Raw genomic sequence first — 16,353 nt, forward strand, 5'->3', positions numbered from 1 at the left:
GGTGGGTCAGGGGTTGCGGGTGGGGGTGTCGGCGGCGGAGGAGAGGTCGGGGGCGCTCGCCGGTTCGGCGATGCCGCCGGGGGCCTCGGTGAAGCCGGGCTCGTGGGCGGTCTCCGCGGCGACCAGGGGCTGGTCGTGCGGCATGACGTCGGGGACCCTGGGCACCACGATCACCGCCGTGCCGTAGGCGCAGATCTCCATCCACATCTCGCCGCAGTCCCGGCTGTCGAAGCGCATACCCACCACGGCGTTCGCGCCGATGCGCAGGGCCTCCTCGCCGAGCCGGGCCACCGAGTCGGTACGCCAGCGGGTGAGGTTGTCCGGGGCCATCGGGTCGTACGCCCCGCCGCGCAGGTTCTTGACCCCCTCGCGGTACGGGTTCCTCGTCCGCGCCATCGACGACACCACTTCGCCGAGGATCTGGCGGATCTCGTAGCCGGGCAGTTGATCCGTCGTCACGACCAGCACGGTTCCGATGCTGTCAGTAGTCGTACGGCCTCGAAGCGTCCCGTGGGCACCTGGTCGGATGCTGCAAAACGAGGCGGCGCGGACGGGCGGCACTCGAACAGCCATCCGCGCCGTGCCCGGGTGGTAACAGTCAGGCGGGCGTCAGGCCGACATCCGTGCCGCTCTCGGGACGATCGGGCCGTCGGACCGGCGGCGCCGGGAGGCCGACCCGGGCATCGACATCTGGCGATCGGGGTGGTCGGCGTCCGGTTCGCGTGCAAGGTCGCGGTCGGCGTCGGCCACTGTGACAGAGGTGACTCGCGACGCGCTCGTCCCTGTTTGTCGGATACCGGTCCTAAATCTGGCGTTGAGCCACGTATTGCCTGCTCAGGTGGGGTGTGTCGAGGTGGCGCGGCGACGATCGGCAACAAATCCGCATCAGAGCGGCAACGAACGGATCTCGACCGGCCGTCGCGGCAGGCGGTAATGTCGATCACTGCCTGAACTGCGCCCGGCCGGTGCGTCCGGACCGGAATCTGCCAGGTACGCTGGCTGCGCTCGCCCGTAGTGGGCCGGCACCCAACTGCGTACACAGTCAGGAGTGCCCAGTGCCTCGCGTCGTCGTCGACGTCATGCTCAAGCCCGAGATCCTCGATCCTCAGGGCCAGGCCGTCGCAAACGCGCTGCCGCGGCTCGGCGTCGGTGACGTCGCCTCCGTCCGCATCGGCAGGCGGATCGAGATCGAGTTCACCGGCGAACCGGACCTGAACCGGGCCCGGGAGATCGCCGACAAGCTGCTCGCCAACCCCGTCATCGAGGACTTCACCGTCCGGGTCGAGGCCGACGAGACCGTGGACGCGCACTCGTGACCGCCCGCGTCGGAGTGGTGACCTTCCCCGGTTCGCTGGACGACGGGGATGCCGCCCGTGCCGTGCGGATCGCCGGTGCGGAGCCGGTCCGGCTCTGGCACGGCGACCCTGAGCTGCACGGGGTGGACGCCGTCGTCCTCCCGGGTGGATTCTCCTACGGCGACTACCTGCGCTGTGGTGCCATCGCCCGGTTCGCCCCGGTGATGGAGACCCTGGTCGACGCCGCCCGGGGTGGCCTGCCGGTGCTCGGCATCTGCAACGGCTTCCAGATCCTCTGCGAGGCACACCTGCTCCCCGGCGCGCTCACCCGCAACCAGCACCTGCACTTCCGCAACCGGGACCAGGTCCTCCGGGTCGAGTCGGCCGGCACCGCCTGGACGAACGCCTTCCAGCCCGGCCAGGAGATCCTCATCCCGGTCAAGAACGGCGAGGGCTGCTACGTCGCGGACACCGCCACCCTCGACGCGCTGGAGGCCGAGGGACGGGTCGTCGCCCGTTACGTCCGCGGCAACCCCAACGGATCGCAGCGGGACATCGCCGCGATCACCAACGCCGCCGGCAACGTGGTCGGCATCATGCCCCACCCGGAGCACGCGGTCGAGGCGCTCACCGGCCCCTCCCTGGACGGCCTCGGCTTCTTCACCTCAGTGCTCAAGCACCTGGTGGGGACGCCGGCGTGACCGTGCGCGACGGGAACATCGGTCGGCTCCACCGCCCCACCGGCGGGTACGAGCGCAGCGAGGAGAGGTCATGACCACCCACCAGGACCCGGCCGTACGGGCAGCCGCGGGCCCCGTCCCGGCGGAGCCGCGCGCGGTCGTCGCGCCGCCGGCCAACGCCGGCCGGCACACCGGTCCGGCACCGGCCACCGACTGGGCCGACGGCGTGGACACCGTGCAGCGGGCCGCGGGCACCGGCGACGAGCTCCAGCCGTACGCCGAGCTGGGCCTGCGCGACGACGAGTACGACCGGATCCGGCACATCCTCGGCCGCCGCCCCACCCAGGCCGAGCTGGCCATGTACTCGATCATGTGGAGCGAGCACTGCTCCTACAAGTCGAGCAAGGTGCACCTGCGCCAGTTCGGTGAGAAGGCCCCGCCGAGCGACCGGCTGCTTGCCGGCATCGGGGAGAACGCGGGCGTCGTCCGGGTCTCCGACACGCTGGCCGTCACCTTCAAGGTCGAGTCGCACAACCACCCGAGCTTCGTCGAGCCCTACCAGGGCGCGGCCACCGGCGTCGGCGGCATCGTCCGGGACATCCTGGCGATGGGTGCCCGCCCGGTCGCGGTGATGGACCCGCTGCGGTTCGGCGCGGCCGACCACCCGGACACCGCCCGGGTGCTGCCCGGCGTGGTCGCCGGCGTCGGCGGCTACGGCAACTGCCTCGGCCTGCCCAACATCGGCGGCGAGCTGGTCTTCGACCCCTGCTACCAGGGCAACCCGCTGCTCAACGCGCTCTGCCTCGGCGTGCTGCCGGTCGACCGGTTGCAGAAGAAGGACGCCGCCGGCCCCGGCAACGTCGTGGTGCTGCTCGGCGCGAAGACCGGCCGGGACGGCATCGGCGGCGTGTCGGTGCTGGCCAGCGCCACCTTCGACGAGGGCAGCGAGAAGCGCCGCCCGTCGGTGCAGGTCGGCGACCCGTTCATCGAGAAGCTGCTGATCGAGGCGTGCCTGGAGCTGTACGACGCCGAGCTGGTCGTCGGCATCCAGGACCTCGGCGGCGCGGGCCTGACCTGCGCGCTCACCGAGACCGCCGCGTCCGCCGGCACCGGGATGCGGGTCTGGCTGGAGCGGGTTCCGCTGCGCGAGCCGTCGATGGAGCCGCACGAGATCCTGGCCAGCGAGTCCCAGGAGCGGATGCTGCTGGTGGTGACCCCGGAGAAGCTGGAGGCGGTGCTCAAGACCGCCGAGAAGTGGGGGGTGCTGGCCACCGCGATCGGCGAGGTCACCGCGCCTTCGTCGGACGGCGGGCCGGGCCGGCTGCTTGTCACCTGGAACGACCACGTGGTGGTCGACGTGCCGCCGGGCTCGCTGGTCGACGACGGTCCGGTCTACGCCCGCCCGATGCGGGAGCCGGCCGACCTGATCCTGCTCCAGGCCGACCGGGCCGAGACGCTGCCCCGGCCGAGCGACCCGGAGGCGCTGCGGGAGACCCTGCTCCGCATGATCGCCTCGCCGAACCTGGCCGACAAGACCTGGGTCACCGAGCAGTACGACAGGTACGTGCTGGGCAACACCGTGCTGGCCCAGCCGGAGGACTCCGGCGTGATCCGGATCGACGAGCAGAGCGGCCTCGGGGTCGCCCTCTCCGTCGACGGCAACGGCCGGTACGCCCGCCTCGACCCCTACCAGGGGACGAAGTTGGCGCTCGCCGAGGCGTACCGGAACGTGGCGGTGACCGGCGCGAAGCCGATCGCCGTGACCAACTGCCTGAACTTCGGCTCGCCGGAGGACCCGGGCGTGATGTGGCAGTTCGCCGAGGCCGTCCGTGGCCTGGCGGACGGCTGTCTGGAGCTGGGCATCCCGGTTACCGGCGGCAACGTCAGCTTCTACAACCAGACCGGTGCCGCCGCGATCCACCCGACCCCGGTGGTCGGCGTGCTGGGTGTGCTGGACAACGTGGCCGACCGGGTGCCGATGGGCTTCGTCCCACGGGCCAACGGCGACCACGACCAGGTCTACCTGCTGGGCGACACGCACGTGGAGCTTTCCGGTTCCGAGTGGGCCTGGGTGACGCACGAGCACCTCGGTGGCATGCCGCCGCAGGTCGACCTGGGCCGGGAGCGTCAGCTCGCCGAACTGATGGCCGAGGCGGCCCGGGTGGGCCACCTCAGCTCCGCGCACGACCTGTCCGACGGTGGCCTGGCCCAGAGCCTGGTGGAGTCCAGCCTGCGCCGGGGCGTCGGGGTCCGGATCGGTGTGCCGGAGCGGTTCGCCGACGGTTCGCTGCCGTTCGTCTTCCTGTTCAGCGAGTCGGCTGGCCGGGTGCTGGTGACCGTCCCGCGCGGGCACGACAAGGCGTTCACCGCGCTCTGCGCCGAGCGTGGCGTGCCGTGGGAGCTGATCGGCGTCACCGACCCGGCCGGTGGCCTCCTTGAGGTGCACGGCCAGTTCCGGATCGGGCTGGACGAGCTGCGGGCCGCCCACACCGCGACCCTGCCCCGGCTCTTCGGCGGGCCGGAGGCGGCCCAGGCGCAGGTCGAGGCGGTCCGGACCGGCACCACCACGATCGCGCCGGCCACCGTCGCGCAGCCGGTGGGCGTACCGGAGCGGGAGCAGCCGGCCGACGCGGACGACCCGGCCGGCGAGGTGGTGGCCGCTCCGGCGACCGCCGCACCGGTCGCGGACGAAGCCCCGACGGGCACCGGCCCGACGACCGCGCACACCGCAGCGGCCGGCGCACCGGTCTCGGCCGACGCCCCTGCCGGCACCGCACCGGTCTCGGCCGACGCTCCCGCCGGTACCGCGCCGGCATCGCAGGCCCCGGCGGTCGGCGGGTCGGCACCGGACGCCCCGGGGGGCACCACCCCGGCGTCGGGCGTCCCCTCCGGAGGAGGCACGCCCGGGGCGGGCACCCCGGACGCCGCGTCGACGGCCGGCGGGCGCGGTGTGCCGGCGGTCGGGTCGACCTCGGAGACCGGTGCGGACGATGCTCCGGCGGCCGGGACCGGTGACGGGCAGCGCCCGACGCCCGACCAGCGCTGAGGCGGTGCCCTCGGCCGTCCACGCCCAGCCCGGATCGGGTGCCCGGTTCGACTGGGGGCCGACCGGGGCGGCGGAACTCGGCCGGGTCTGTGCGGTCCTGGTGGTGGTGGACGTGCTTTCGTTCACCACCGCCGTGGAGGTGGCGGTCGCCCGGGGGATGCGGGTCCACCCGTTCCCCTGGGGAGAACAGGCAGCCGACTACGCGGTGCGGGTCGGCGCGGTGGCCGCGGTGGGTCGTCGGCAGACGAGCGCGGAGCACCCGTGGTCGCTCTCCCCGGCGGCCCTGAGCAGCGCGCCGGTCGTCGCCGACCTGGTGCTGCCGTCGCCGAACGGCTCCGCGATCAGCGCCGCGGCCAGTGCCACCGGTCGGCCGGTGGTCGCGGCCTGCCTGCGCAACGCCCGCGCCGTCGGACGATGGCTGCGCCACCACGGGTACGGCTCGACGGATGCCCCGGTGGGGGTGGTGGCCGCCGGTGAACGCTGGCCGGACGGCACGCTACGCCCCTCGGTGGAGGACCAGTTGGGTGCGGCAAGCGTGCTGGATGCGATCTCCGGGGTGCCCGGAGGGCTCTCGGTGGAGGCGGCGATGGCGCTCGCCGCGTTGGCCAGCACCCCCGACGTGCCGGCGGCGGTACGCGGGTGCGTCTCCGGCCGGGAGTTGATCGAGGGCGGTTTCGCCGGGGACGTCGAGGTCGCCGTCCAACTCGACGGGTCGGACGTGGTGCCGGTGCTCCGTCAGGGCGTCTTCTCGGCCGGCTGATCCGGTGCTGTGACACAGCGGGGCTGATCCGGTGACACGGCAGGCCGCCCGGATTCACCGGGCGGCCCGCCGTCGTTGCTGTCGCCTGTGGGTCGGTCGTCCGACCAGTCTCAGTCGTCCAACCAGTCGAGACGGCGTCCGCCGTGCTCCGGGGGTGGCCCGTCCGGTCGGGCCTGGCCGGTGGGGGCCTGGCCGGTGGGGGCCTGACCGGGCTGGGCCTGATCGCCGTAGTAGCCGCCCTGCTGCTGGTCGTAGCCCTGCTGGTCGTAGCCGCCGCCGCGCTGTTGCGGCGGCTCCTGACGGTAGCCGCCCTGCGGTTGCTCGGCACCGTAACCACCGGGCTGCCCGTACCCGCCCTGCGGAGAGCCGTAGCCGGCCTGCTGGTCGTAACCCGCCTGCTGGTCGTAACCGCCGCGCTGGTCGTAACCGCCCTGGTGGGTACCGCCACGGTGGTCGTAACCGCCCTGCGGGGCACCGCCGCGCTGGTCGTAACCGGTCGGCTGGTCGTAACCGCCCTGGTGGGCTCCGCCGCCCTGGTGGGCTCCGGTCGGCTGGTCGTAGCCGCCGTGCTGGCTGCCGTAACCCTGTGCCGGGCCTGCGTCGTAACCGGCCTGCTGACCGTAGCCACCGCCGGCATAACCGCCGGTCGGCTCCGCGCCCCGGCCGTAGCCGCCCTGCTCGGGCTGGCCGTAACCGGCCGCGCCACCGGGCTGGCCGTACGCGTCCGGCTCCGGCTGGTAGGTGCTGGTCGGGTACGGGTCGGCGGCCGGTGCGTACGAGGTGCTGTCGCCGGTGTAGCGGCCGGTGGGCTCGTCGTAGCGTTCGTTGCCGTAACCGCCGGGCTGCTCCTGCGCCGGGTAACCAGCACCGGCCGTCGCGCCGTAGTCCCGGCTGCCGTAACCGCCGCCGGAGGCTGGGGCGTTGCCGTAACCGCCGCCGGAGGCTGGGGCGTTGCCGTAACCGCCGCCGGAGGCTGGGGCGTTGCCGTAACCGCCGGCCGCACCGGCAGCGCCCGCCGCACCGTAACCACCGCCGGAGGAGGGTGCGGCACCGTAACCGCCCGGCTGGCCGTATCCGCCCTGGCCGGGGGTTTCCTCGCCGTAACCGCCGACGCCGGCCCAGGTGTCCTGCGGTGCGCCGTAGGGCTGCGGCGGAGCGGCGTACGGGTCCGGCGGGACGTCGTCGACGACCGGCCGGTGCATCATCGTCGGTGCGTCGCTGAGCGCGGAGCTGCCGACCATCGTCGGGTCGGGTCCGGCACCGACCCGGTTGACCACCCGGGTCTGGTCGTCGGTGCCGCGCGGCCCCCGGGGGCCGGGAACGCCACCCGCTGCGGCGGCGCCCGGTGCCTCCCCGTCGTCGGCGTCGGCGTTCTTGCGCCGGATCCAGAGCAGCACGATGGTGCCGACGCCGGCCGCCACCAACAGGCCGCCGAGCAGGATGATCAGGAAGGAGCCGAACCCGCTGTCGTCGTCCTGGGACGCGGCCTGCTGCTGCCCGCCGGTCGGTTCGGTGGTCTCCTCGGTGGTCTCCTCGGTCGTCTCCTCCGTCGGCGTGGCCTCTGCCGTGACCGACGGGGTGGCGCTCGGGCTGACCTCGACCTTCAACGCCAGGCTGATCCGCTGGTTGCCCAGGCTCTGCCCGGCACCCGCGTTGATCGGCTTGGTGGCGACGACGCCGTCCTTGCTGGCCCCGAGCACCATCGATCCCGGCGCGATCGGGTTCGCGGTGGAGCCGGTGATCCGGAAGTTGCCGCTGCCGTCGCTCGTGGTGTTGAACTGCTTGCCGCTCGAATCCTCCAGCCCCACCACCGCGTTGGGTACCGGGTCGCCGTTGGCCGCCACGACCACCTTGCCGGAGACCGACTTGACCGTCGGCTTGTCCTGGGGCGCTGTGGTCTGCGGCGCGGCCTTGGCGACCAGGGTCACGGTGGTGTTGGCCGAGTTCTCGGCGCCGTTGGCGTCGACGGCCTTCACGGTGATCGTGGCGGAGCCGTTCGACGCGTCGTCGGCGAGGGCGAAGCTGGCGCTGGAGCCGCCGCTCTGGTCGACCTTGCTGCGACTGCAACCGTCCACGCAGCGCAGTTTGCCGTTGCTGGAGGTGACCGAGACGTCGACAGGGGAGCCGTCACCCACCGTGAGCGAGTAGCTGACCCGCGTAGTCTTTCCGGCTTCGACGGAGCTCGGGGACGCCGAGACGTTGTTGACGCCCGGAGCGGCGAAGGCGGGTGTGGCGGGGACCGTGAGCAGGGCGCCGGCCACCAGCGCTACGACCACACCGGCCCGCTGCGTCCAGGCACGTCGGTGTGTTGACACGTCCACCGCCTTCCGGTCTGACTTCCCCGGCGGGGGCCGGGGATCATCACGGTACGAATACGCCGTCGGCAACTATGCCTTGTCTGACCGGATCGGCGCGACCCAGGGGCCAGCGTGGCACCCGGCAGACTCAGGTCGTATCGTCCCGTCGTGTCCTCTCCGCACATTAAGTCCGCCGTGGTAGTAGCGGCGCTGACGGCACTCGATGAGGGGCGTACGCCCGAACGGCCGGTGTACCGGGAGGCGGTCCGTACCCTTCTGACCGTCCTCGCGGAGCGTGCCCCCGGCCGATCGGTGGAGGTGCGGGTCCCACCTTACGGCGCAGTTCAGTGCGTTCCGGGGCCCCGACACACCCGGGGCACCCCGCCGAACGTGGTGGAGATGGCGCCGGCCACCTGGTTGGCGCTGGCCACCGGGCGGTTGTCGTGGGCGCGGGCGATCACGGACGGTCGCGTACAGGTGAGCGGAAATCGTGCGGACCTCTCCGACCACCTGCCGCTCTAGCTGCACCGTTCCTCTCGGCGGGGTGACTGATCGGAGGCGAATCATGACTTTCTGTATCCACTCGTATTCGCGTACACTGTCAGGCGACGACAGTGGTCCAGGGCCGAAAGGCGCGGGGCAGCCCCCGGCTCCGCCAGGCCAGTCCAGACCAGCATGAGGGAGCGGCAGTGCCCCGAGGCGATGGCCGGCTGAGCCACGACCTTGACCCCCAGCGACCCGGCCCCCAGGACGCCTGTGGCGTCTTCGGTGTCTGGGCCCCGGGTGAAGAGGTCGCCAATCTCACCTATTTCGGTCTCTACGCGCTCCAGCACCGTGGTCAGGAGGCCGCCGGCATCGCGGTGAGCGACGGGTCCGGCGTGGTGGTCTACAAGGACCTGGGTCTGGTGGCCCAGGTGTTCGACGAGCCGACGCTGAAGAGCCTGCGGGGCCACCTGGCGATCGGGCACGCGCGCTACTCCACCACCGGCGGTTCGACCTGGGAAAATGCCCAGCCGACCATCCGGTCGACCACCTCCGGCACCACCATCGCCCTGGCGCACAACGGCAACCTGGTCAACACCGCCGAGTTGCAGAAGGAGGTCGCCGAGCGCGGCCTGCTCGACGACGGGGCCACCAACGACACCTCGCTTGTGACAATGCTGCTGGCCAGCCGCCCCGACCTGTCGGTGGAGGCCGCCGCGCTGGAGGTGCTGCCGCAGTTGCGGGGGGCGTTCAGCTTCGTCTTCATGGACGAGTCGACCCTCTACGCCGCCCGGGACCCGCACGGCGTCCGGCCGCTGGTGCTCGGCCGCCTGGAGCGCGGCTGGGTGGTGGCCAGCGAGACCGCCGCGTTGGACATCGTCGGCGCGAGCGTGGTGCGGGAGGTCGAGCCGGGCGAGCTGATCGCGATCGACGAGGCGGGCCTGCGCTCCAACCGGTTCGCCGCGCCGGAGCCGAAGGGCTGCCTCTTCGAGTACGTCTACATCGCCCGGCCGGACGCCACCATCGCCGGCCGTAACGTGCACGCCGCCCGGGTGCAGATCGGGCGGCAACTCGCCAAGGAGCACCCGGTCGAGGCCGACCTGGTGATCCCGGTGCCCGAGTCGGGCACCCCGGCCGCCATCGGTTACGCCGAGGCGTCCGGCATCACCTACGGCGCCGGCCTGATGAAGAACCCGTACGTCGGGCGTACCTTCATCCAGCCGTCGCAGACCCTTCGTCAGCTCGGCGTACGGCTCAAGCTGAACCCGCTGCGGGAGAACGTGCGGGGCAAGCGGTTGGTCGTGGTCGACGACTCGATCGTGCGCGGCAACACCCAGCGGGCGATCGTGCGGATGCTCCGCGAGGCGGGGGCGCTGGAGGTCCACGTCCGGATCTCCTCCCCGCCGGTCAACTGGCCGTGCTTCTACGGCATCGACTTCGCCACCCGGGCCGAACTCCTGGCCAACGGGCTGGACAACGAGGGCATCCGGCGGTCGATCGGTGCCGACACCCTCGGTTACGTCTCGCTCCCCGGTCTCATCGCCGCGACCGAGCAGCCCAAGAACCGACTCTGCCGGGCCTGCTTCGACGGGGAGTACCCGATCGACCTGCCGGCGGGAAACCTGATCGGCAAGCACGTGCTCGAAGGGGTGGGCCGGCGGGTCGCCGACACCCCGGACGCTCCGGAGCACCACACACCGCTCGTCGCCACTCCGGGCGGCGCGACCGCCCACCGCCCGTAGTACACCGGGGTCGTCCGGCCACCGTCGGCACGGCACCGAGAACCACAAAGGGGAGAACCGTGACCTACGTGTCCGAGCGCAGCGGCGCAGGAAGCAGCCCGAACGGCGCCGGTGGCGACCGTCAGCCCTGGACGGCGGGCACCGGCCGCACCACCCGCAAACGCTCGGTCTCGTACGCCGACGCCGGGGTGTCGATCGAGGCGGGCGACCGGGCGGTCGAGCTGCTCAAGTCGAAGGTCAAGGAGACCCGGCGGCCGGAGGTCATGGGCGACCTGGGCGGTTTCGCCGGCCTGTTCCGGTTGGACACCAAGAAGTACAAGAACCCGATCCTGGCCTCCTCCACCGACGGGGTGGGCACCAAGCTGGTCATCGCCCAGCAGCTCGACATCCACGACACGATCGGCATCGACCTGGTCGCGATGGTCGTCGACGACCTGGTGGCCTGTGGCGCCGAGCCGCTGTTCCTGCTCGACTACATCGCCACCGGTGAAGTCGTGCCGGACCGGGTCGCCGAGATCGGGGCCGGCATCGCCGACGGCTGCCGGTACGCCGGTTGCGCGTTGCTCGGCGGCGAGACCGCCGAACACCCGGGCGTGCTGCGCCCCGACGAGTACGACGTCTCCGCCACCGGCGTCGGCGTGGTCGAGGAGAGCGAGATCCTCAGCCCGGACCGGGTCGAGGTGGGCGACGTGGTGATCGCGATGCGCTCGTCCGGTCTGCACTCCAACGGTTACTCGCTGGTGCGGCACGTGCTGCTGGGTGCCGGTCGGATGCGGTTGGACGTGGTGATCGACGACTTCGGCCGGCAGCGCACCCTGGGCGAGGAGTTGCTCACCCCGACCAAGATCTACGCGCAGGACTGCCTGAAGCTGATCACCGAGGCGGAGGTGCGCTCGATCGCCCACGTCACCGGCGGCGGCATCCCCGGCAACCTGGTCCGGGTGCTGCCCGAGCATGTCGACGCGGTGGTCGACCGGGCCACCTGGAAGCCGCAGCCGATCTTCGACCTGATCCAGTCCAAGGGCCGGATCGACGACCCGGAGATGGAGTCGACGTTCAACATGGGCGTCGGCATGTTCGCCATCGTCTCCGCCGAGGATGCCGACCGCGCGCTGGCCACCCTCGCGGGCCGGGGTGTGGACGCCTGGCTGGCCGGCGAGATCATCGAGGGTACCGGCAACGTCCAGATGATCGGCCAGCACACCCGGGGCTGATCGTCTCGGCTCGTCCGGCCGCGCACCTGGTCGGGGGTTAACCCGAGCGGCCGTCGCCGCCTAGCCTGAAGGACACTTCGGGCACGGGGGAGGAGGGTCGATGGCTGCTCGGGCACTGTCCCTGCCGGGTATGCGGGGCATCGCGGCGATTCCGTCGTACGTGGTGATGCAGCCGACGACATTGTGCAACCTCGACTGCGCGTACTGCTATCTGCCGCACCGGGCGGCCGATCGGCGGATGCCGGTGGCGGTGGCCGAGGCGGTCGCCGCCGCGGTGGCCCCCTGGGCGGCGCAGGGCCGGTTCTCGGTGGTCTGGCACGGCGGGGAGCCGCTGGCCGCCGGCAGGGAACACCTGGCGGCGTTGATCGCGCCGTTCCCCGCCGGGGTGGAGCACCACGTGCAGACCAACGCCACGTTGGTCGATGACGCCTGGTGCGCGTTCTTCGTCGAGCACGGGGTGCGGGTGAGTGTGAGCGTGGACGGCCCGCGCGCCCGCAACGACGACCGGGTGACCCGGGCCGGCCGGCCGGCGTACGACCGGATCGTCCGGGGGATCGCGGCGTTGCGCCGGCACGGCCTGCCGTTCTCGGCGCTGGCGGTGGTGAGCCGGCCGACCCCGGGCCTCGCCACCGAGCTGTACGACTACTTCCTGGAACTGGGCTGTGACGTGCTGGGCCTCAACATCGAGGAGACCGAGGGGGTCAACACCCGGAGCAACGCGCACGACGCGGCGACGGTGACCGCGTTCTGGGCCGAACTGGTGACGGCCTGGCGGCGGACGCCCAGGGTGCACCTGCGCGAGGTGGAGTGGTCGCTGCGGTACGCGGCGGCGGTGCTGGCCGGCGCGGAGGGCGACCTGCTGCCCCGGCAGCTCGACCCGATCCCGACGATCGGGTACGACGGCTCGGTCACCGTGCTCTCCCCGGAGCTGGCCGGCTTCACCGACGCCCGGTACGGCGACTTCAGCAGCGGGAACGTGCTGGCCACCCCGCTGGCCGAGATCCTGACCGGTGCGCCGGGCACCGACTGGGTGGGTGAGTTCCTCAGCGGGGTCGAGGCGTGCCGGTCGTCCTGCGCGTACTTCGGCTTCTGCGGTGGCGGCCATGCGGCCAACCGCTACTTCGAGCAGGGACGGTTCGACGGTACGGAGACCGAACACTGTCGCAACAGCAAGATCCGCCTACTGGAGGGAGTGTTGGAGCATGCCCGAGACCACGAGTCCCCGGCCGCCTGAGCGCGTCGGGACCGGCACGGATCAGGTCGCCGACCGGGTGCGGGATGCCGCCGGGGAGCTTTCCGCCCTGCTCCACGAGGCCGAGGCCGCGCGTCGGTCCCGGGCGGAGGTGCCGGGCGGGGAGGGGGCCGGCGCGGTCTGCGCCTGGAACCACTTCGAGAACATCCCGACCTTCTACAACTGGAACAACCGACCACGCTGAGCTGGCTCGGGGTGGCCGAGAGCTGTTGCGGGACGTCGAGGCGAGTCGTGCCCGTCGAGATCAGGGACCGCGTCGACCGTCGGAGGGTGTGTGCTCCGGGCCGGCGAGGTCCCTGATCGTCGATGGTCGCGCCGCTCTGGTCGGGCACATGAGTGAGCACGCGGAGAGTTGCCGCGTGCTCGATGTGACCGGAGGTCAGCGGGTCGGAGGGGCCCAGGGGTCCGGGTCGTCGTCCGCGTGATCCTCGTCGTCGTCGTCGACATACTCTTTGTAGTCGTCGTCGAAGTGCTGCTCAGACTTCCCACCGGCACTCGCCAGTTCGCGCTGCAAGGCGGTGAGGTCGGTGTTCGGGGAGTGGTACTTCAACTCCCGCGCCACCTTTGTCTGCTTGGCCTTAGCACGGCCGCGCCCCATGGCTCGACCCCCTCGCACAGAATGCGGGGCAGCCCGAAGGCGGGCCCCGATGACGTCAGGCATCTCTCGTGGCTCTTACGGTACATGGGGATGCCACCGTTCGGCACCTCGGGTTACCGTCTGCCGGCCCTGCGCGTCGCAGTCACCCGGCCGTCACCGATCGTACCCGGTAAGGGGTAGGCGCCGGAGCTGCCCGTGACAGCGGTCAAACGGGGGGAGAAGCCGCATAGCGACAGGCTTTACCGGCTGCGGACGGTCACCCGCACGGGAGCCGCCGATCGAGGTGAGGTGTCCCGGATGCGGCCACCGTCACACCCGGGACGGGCCCCGTCACCGCAGGTGGATGGCGCGCAGTCGGCCCACGTCGGCCATCCGGCGCTCGGCCAGCCGGTCCGCGGCCGCCGCCGGGGGCACCCCCTCGTCCTCGGCGAGCCGGAGGATCTGCCGGGTGGTGTCGTAGATCCGGGTGGCCCGCAGCTTGGCCCGCTCGAAGTTGAAGCCGTCGATCTCGTCCGCGACCTGGATCACGCCCCCGGCGTTCACCACGTAGTCGGGGGCGTACAGGATGCCCCGGTCGGCGAGCAGCTTCTCGATGCCCGGGTGGGCGAGCTGGTTGTTTGCCGCGCCGGCGACCACCCTGGCCCGCAGCGCCGGCACCGTGTCGTCGTCGAGCGCACCGCCCAGGGCGCACGGGGCGTACACGTCGATGTCGGCGGCGACCAGCGCGGAGGTGTCGGCGACCAGCCCGACCCGGGGGTGGTTGGCCCGCGCCCACTCCAGCGCCCTCGGGTCGACGTCGGTCGCCACCACCTCGGCCCCGTCGTCGACCAGGTGACCGGTCAGGTGCCTGCCGACCTTGCCCAGCCCGGCCACCCCGACCCGACGTCCGCGCAACGTCGGTGAGCCCCAGACGTGCTCGGCGGCGGCCCGCATGCCCTGGAAGACGCCCCAGGCGGTGAGGACCGAGGAGTCACCCGCGCCGCCGTGCTCGACGCTGCGACCGGTGACGAAGCGGGTCTCCCGGGCGATCACGTCCATGTCGGCCACGTAGGTGCCGACGTCGCAGGCGGTGTAGTAGCGCCCGGCCAGGGACTGCACGAACCGGCCGTACGCGCGCAGCAGCGCCTCGCTCTTGACCTGGTCCGGATCCCCCCAGATGACCGCCTTGCCGCCGCCGTGGTCCAGCCCGGCCAGGGCGTTCTTGTACGCCATGCCCCGGGACAGGTCCAGCACGTCCGCCAGCGCCGCCTCCTCGCTGGCGTACGGATAGCACCGCGTGCCGCCGAGCGCGGGGCCAAGCGCGGTCGAGTAGATGCCGATGATCGCCTTGAGGCCGCTCTGCCTGTCCTGACAGAAGACGACCTGTTCGTGACCGGCGGATCCCGGATCGTCGGTGCTGGCGAATACGCTCATGACTTGCTCCTGTGTCGGTGTGCGCCCTCGTGGGGCGCGGACCTGGTCGGCTGCCGGCGGGGATGCTGCCGGCCCTGGTGAGCCTAATATCGGTCGGAACCCGTGCCGTCGTCCACATCACGACCACCGCGCCTGTCGGGCCGCTGTGCCGATGGGTCGCCGCCGGTCGATCGCCGTGTCGGTCCCGGCCCGGGTCCGGCAGGGCACGACGGCGGCGGCACCGGTGCGGGGTTTCGTGGGAGGATCGCGCGGTGCCGTCGCTCTTCGCTTCTTACCTGCGCGTGTACGAGCCGCTGACCGCCTTCGACCGGGACCGTCAGTCGTACTGGCGGCGCTATGTGCGGGAGGGGCGGGCGGTGGCCCCGCTGGAGGGGCCGGGCCGGCAACGCACCTCGGTCATCGCGGCGCTCGGCGCGGGCTGGACCCGGCTGCCCGATCTGCCCGACGAGGCGTACGTGCTGGAGATCGACGACGCGCTGCTGGTCTGCCCCTGGAACCTGCGGATCCGGGTCGCCGAGGCGGCACTGAGCGCCCGGGAAGGGGTGCCGTCGGTGATCGCCGACGCGTTCGTCCCGCCGGTCCTGGCCGGGCAGGCCAAGGCGGTGGTGGAGGACTGGCGCAGTGGCGCCCGGGTGCTGGAGCACGGGGTGCCCCGACTGCACGAGCAGATCGCCACCTGGGGCGTACCGCTGCGGTGGTTCGTGCTCTTCGAGGCGGGTGAGCGGGACCTGGTCACCCGGCCGGGGCGGCGGGCGCTGCGCTACCGGACGGAGATCTCCAAGGCCCGTCGGCGGGCCTCCCGGGCGCTCTCGGTGCTGAAGAAGTCGATAGGTGAGGCGCCGATCACCGAGGCGGTCGAGGAGGCCGCCCGGTGGTTGGAGGAGTTCCACCCGCGTTCGGTTGTCGAGCTGGACTACGGCGGTCTGGTGCAGCTGCTCTCCGACGAGACGCTGGCGGCGGACGACTCGCCGGAGCTGGTGGCGACGGGGCTGGCCGGGCTCTCCCGAAGTGAGGCGGAAGAGGCGTCGGCGGCGTACGACCGGCTGGTGGCCCGGTGGCGGGCGATCCAGCTGCTCGAACGGTGCAATTAGCCACGAAACGCCCAGCGACACTGTCAACTGTGAGTCACCCTCGTAGTTGACGCATCACGAACCGTGATCATGAGTCCGAATAAGGTAGTTTCTGCCGTGTAAAAGTCAGATAAATCGGGCATGGTTCATCCGTCCGTCTAGGGACCTTCGGCCGTTCGGCCCATGTCGGACATCGGGGACTAGCCGGACCATGGGAGACGCGTCGGCCGGCGGGACCCCGGCCGATGTCTATCCATGTGGAGGAGTGACCGATGGCATCGCGAACGCATGAACCAGAGCCGCTACTCACGCCGGCCGAGGTGGCGTCGATGTTCCGTGTCGACCCGAAGACGGTGACCCGGTGGGCCAAGGCGGGGAAGCTCAGCGCGATCCGAACCCTGGGCGGACACCGTCGGTACCGTGAGTCGGAGGTGCGGGCGTTGCTACAGGGACAGATTCCCCAACAGCGCCAGGGGGACTGACCCGGTCAGAACATTTCGGCC

At 72.0% G+C, this 16,353-nt stretch carries 14 protein-coding genes and 1 pseudogene; 11 read left to right on the forward strand and 4 right to left on the reverse strand.

The features are described 5' to 3' along the window. Positions 1 to 6 precede the first annotated feature (6 nt). Positions 7 to 573: a YbjQ family protein gene (locus AC0AIB_RS26200; protein ID WP_328341395.1), complete on the reverse strand. Its 567-nt coding sequence runs from the start codon at positions 571 to 573 to the stop codon at positions 7 to 9. A gap of 482 nt (positions 574 to 1,055) precedes the next feature. Here AC0AIB_RS26200 and purS point away from each other — a divergent pair, with 482 nt between their 5' ends. From purS to AC0AIB_RS26220, 4 genes and pseudogenes are all read left to right on the forward strand, one after another. Continuing rightward, positions 1,056 to 1,316, forward strand: a complete 261-nt coding sequence (gene purS, locus AC0AIB_RS26205) for a phosphoribosylformylglycinamidine synthase subunit PurS (protein ID WP_328341393.1) — start codon at positions 1,056 to 1,058, stop codon at positions 1,314 to 1,316. Further along, the gene (gene purQ / locus AC0AIB_RS26210) at positions 1,313 to 1,996 is read left to right on the forward strand and encodes a phosphoribosylformylglycinamidine synthase subunit PurQ (RefSeq protein WP_328341391.1); all 684 of its coding nucleotides are present in this window, start codon (positions 1,313 to 1,315) and stop codon (positions 1,994 to 1,996) included. Before purS ends, purQ begins: the two co-directional genes overlap by 4 nt. A gap of 70 nt (positions 1,997 to 2,066) precedes the next feature. After that, a pseudogene (gene purL / locus AC0AIB_RS26215) lies at positions 2,067 to 4,745 on the forward strand (phosphoribosylformylglycinamidine synthase subunit PurL); the annotation flags it as partial. Between the two features lie 280 nt (positions 4,746 to 5,025). After that, entirely contained in the window at positions 5,026 to 5,781 is a 756-nt protein-coding gene (locus AC0AIB_RS26220) for a 2-phosphosulfolactate phosphatase (protein ID WP_328341389.1), read from the forward strand. Positions 5,782 to 5,891: 110 nt separating this feature from the next. On the opposite strand, the gene AC0AIB_RS26225 is transcribed toward AC0AIB_RS26220, so the two are convergent. Continuing rightward, on the reverse strand, positions 5,892 to 8,096 hold the full coding sequence (locus AC0AIB_RS26225) for a carboxypeptidase-like regulatory domain-containing protein (protein WP_465097687.1): 2,205 nt from the start codon (positions 8,094 to 8,096) through the stop codon (positions 5,892 to 5,894). 150 nt (positions 8,097 to 8,246) lie between these two features. Between AC0AIB_RS26225 and AC0AIB_RS26230 the strand changes: the two genes are divergently transcribed. The 5 genes from AC0AIB_RS26230 (at position 8,247) to amcA (ending at position 12,953) form a co-directional block, all read left to right on the forward strand. Then, positions 8,247 to 8,600 (forward strand): sterol carrier family protein, encoded by a 354-nt coding sequence (locus AC0AIB_RS26230; RefSeq protein WP_328341385.1) that lies wholly within the window; start codon positions 8,247 to 8,249, stop codon positions 8,598 to 8,600. Positions 8,601 to 8,767: 167 nt separating this feature from the next. Beyond that, positions 8,768 to 10,303 carry an amidophosphoribosyltransferase gene (gene purF, locus AC0AIB_RS26235; RefSeq protein WP_328341383.1) on the forward strand — a complete coding sequence of 512 codons (1,536 nt, stop codon included), beginning with the start codon at positions 8,768 to 8,770 and terminating at the stop codon, positions 10,301 to 10,303. A 59-nt stretch (positions 10,304 to 10,362) separates the two neighbouring features. Further along, a complete protein-coding gene (purM, locus tag AC0AIB_RS26240; protein WP_328341381.1) occupies positions 10,363 to 11,517 on the forward strand; it encodes a phosphoribosylformylglycinamidine cyclo-ligase in 1,155 nt (384 codons plus the stop codon). A gap of 130 nt (positions 11,518 to 11,647) precedes the next feature. Next, positions 11,648 to 12,751: a cyclophane-forming radical SAM peptide maturase AmcB gene (amcB, locus tag AC0AIB_RS26245; protein ID WP_328348976.1), complete on the forward strand. Its 1,104-nt coding sequence runs from the start codon at positions 11,648 to 11,650 to the stop codon at positions 12,749 to 12,751. Further along, entirely contained in the window at positions 12,720 to 12,953 is a 234-nt protein-coding gene (gene amcA / locus AC0AIB_RS26250; RefSeq protein WP_328341379.1) for a multiple cyclophane-containing RiPP AmcA, read from the forward strand. Before amcB ends, amcA begins: the two co-directional genes overlap by 32 nt. Positions 12,954 to 13,148: 195 nt before the next feature. On the opposite strand, the gene AC0AIB_RS26255 is transcribed toward amcA, so the two are convergent. Both AC0AIB_RS26255 and AC0AIB_RS26260 read right to left on the reverse strand, forming a co-directional pair. Further along, positions 13,149 to 13,367, reverse strand: a complete 219-nt coding sequence (locus AC0AIB_RS26255; protein WP_091252097.1) for a DUF3073 domain-containing protein — start codon at positions 13,365 to 13,367, stop codon at positions 13,149 to 13,151. A 330-nt stretch (positions 13,368 to 13,697) separates the two neighbouring features. Next, positions 13,698 to 14,780 carry a Glu/Leu/Phe/Val family dehydrogenase gene (locus AC0AIB_RS26260; protein ID WP_465097688.1) on the reverse strand — a complete coding sequence of 361 codons (1,083 nt, stop codon included), beginning with the start codon at positions 14,778 to 14,780 and terminating at the stop codon, positions 13,698 to 13,700. 251 nt (positions 14,781 to 15,031) lie between these two features. Between AC0AIB_RS26260 and AC0AIB_RS26265 the strand changes: the two genes are divergently transcribed. Together AC0AIB_RS26265 and AC0AIB_RS26270 are read left to right on the forward strand one after the other, a co-directional pair. Then, positions 15,032 to 15,871 carry a DUF8083 family protein gene (locus tag AC0AIB_RS26265; RefSeq protein ID WP_328341372.1) on the forward strand — a complete coding sequence of 280 codons (840 nt, stop codon included), beginning with the start codon at positions 15,032 to 15,034 and terminating at the stop codon, positions 15,869 to 15,871. 251 nt (positions 15,872 to 16,122) lie between these two features. Then, positions 16,123 to 16,332 (forward strand): BldC family transcriptional regulator, encoded by a 210-nt coding sequence (locus AC0AIB_RS26270; protein WP_007073996.1) that lies wholly within the window; start codon positions 16,123 to 16,125, stop codon positions 16,330 to 16,332. Positions 16,333 to 16,353 lie beyond the last annotated feature (21 nt).

This window comes from Micromonospora sp. DSM 43699, from assembly GCF_055517075.1.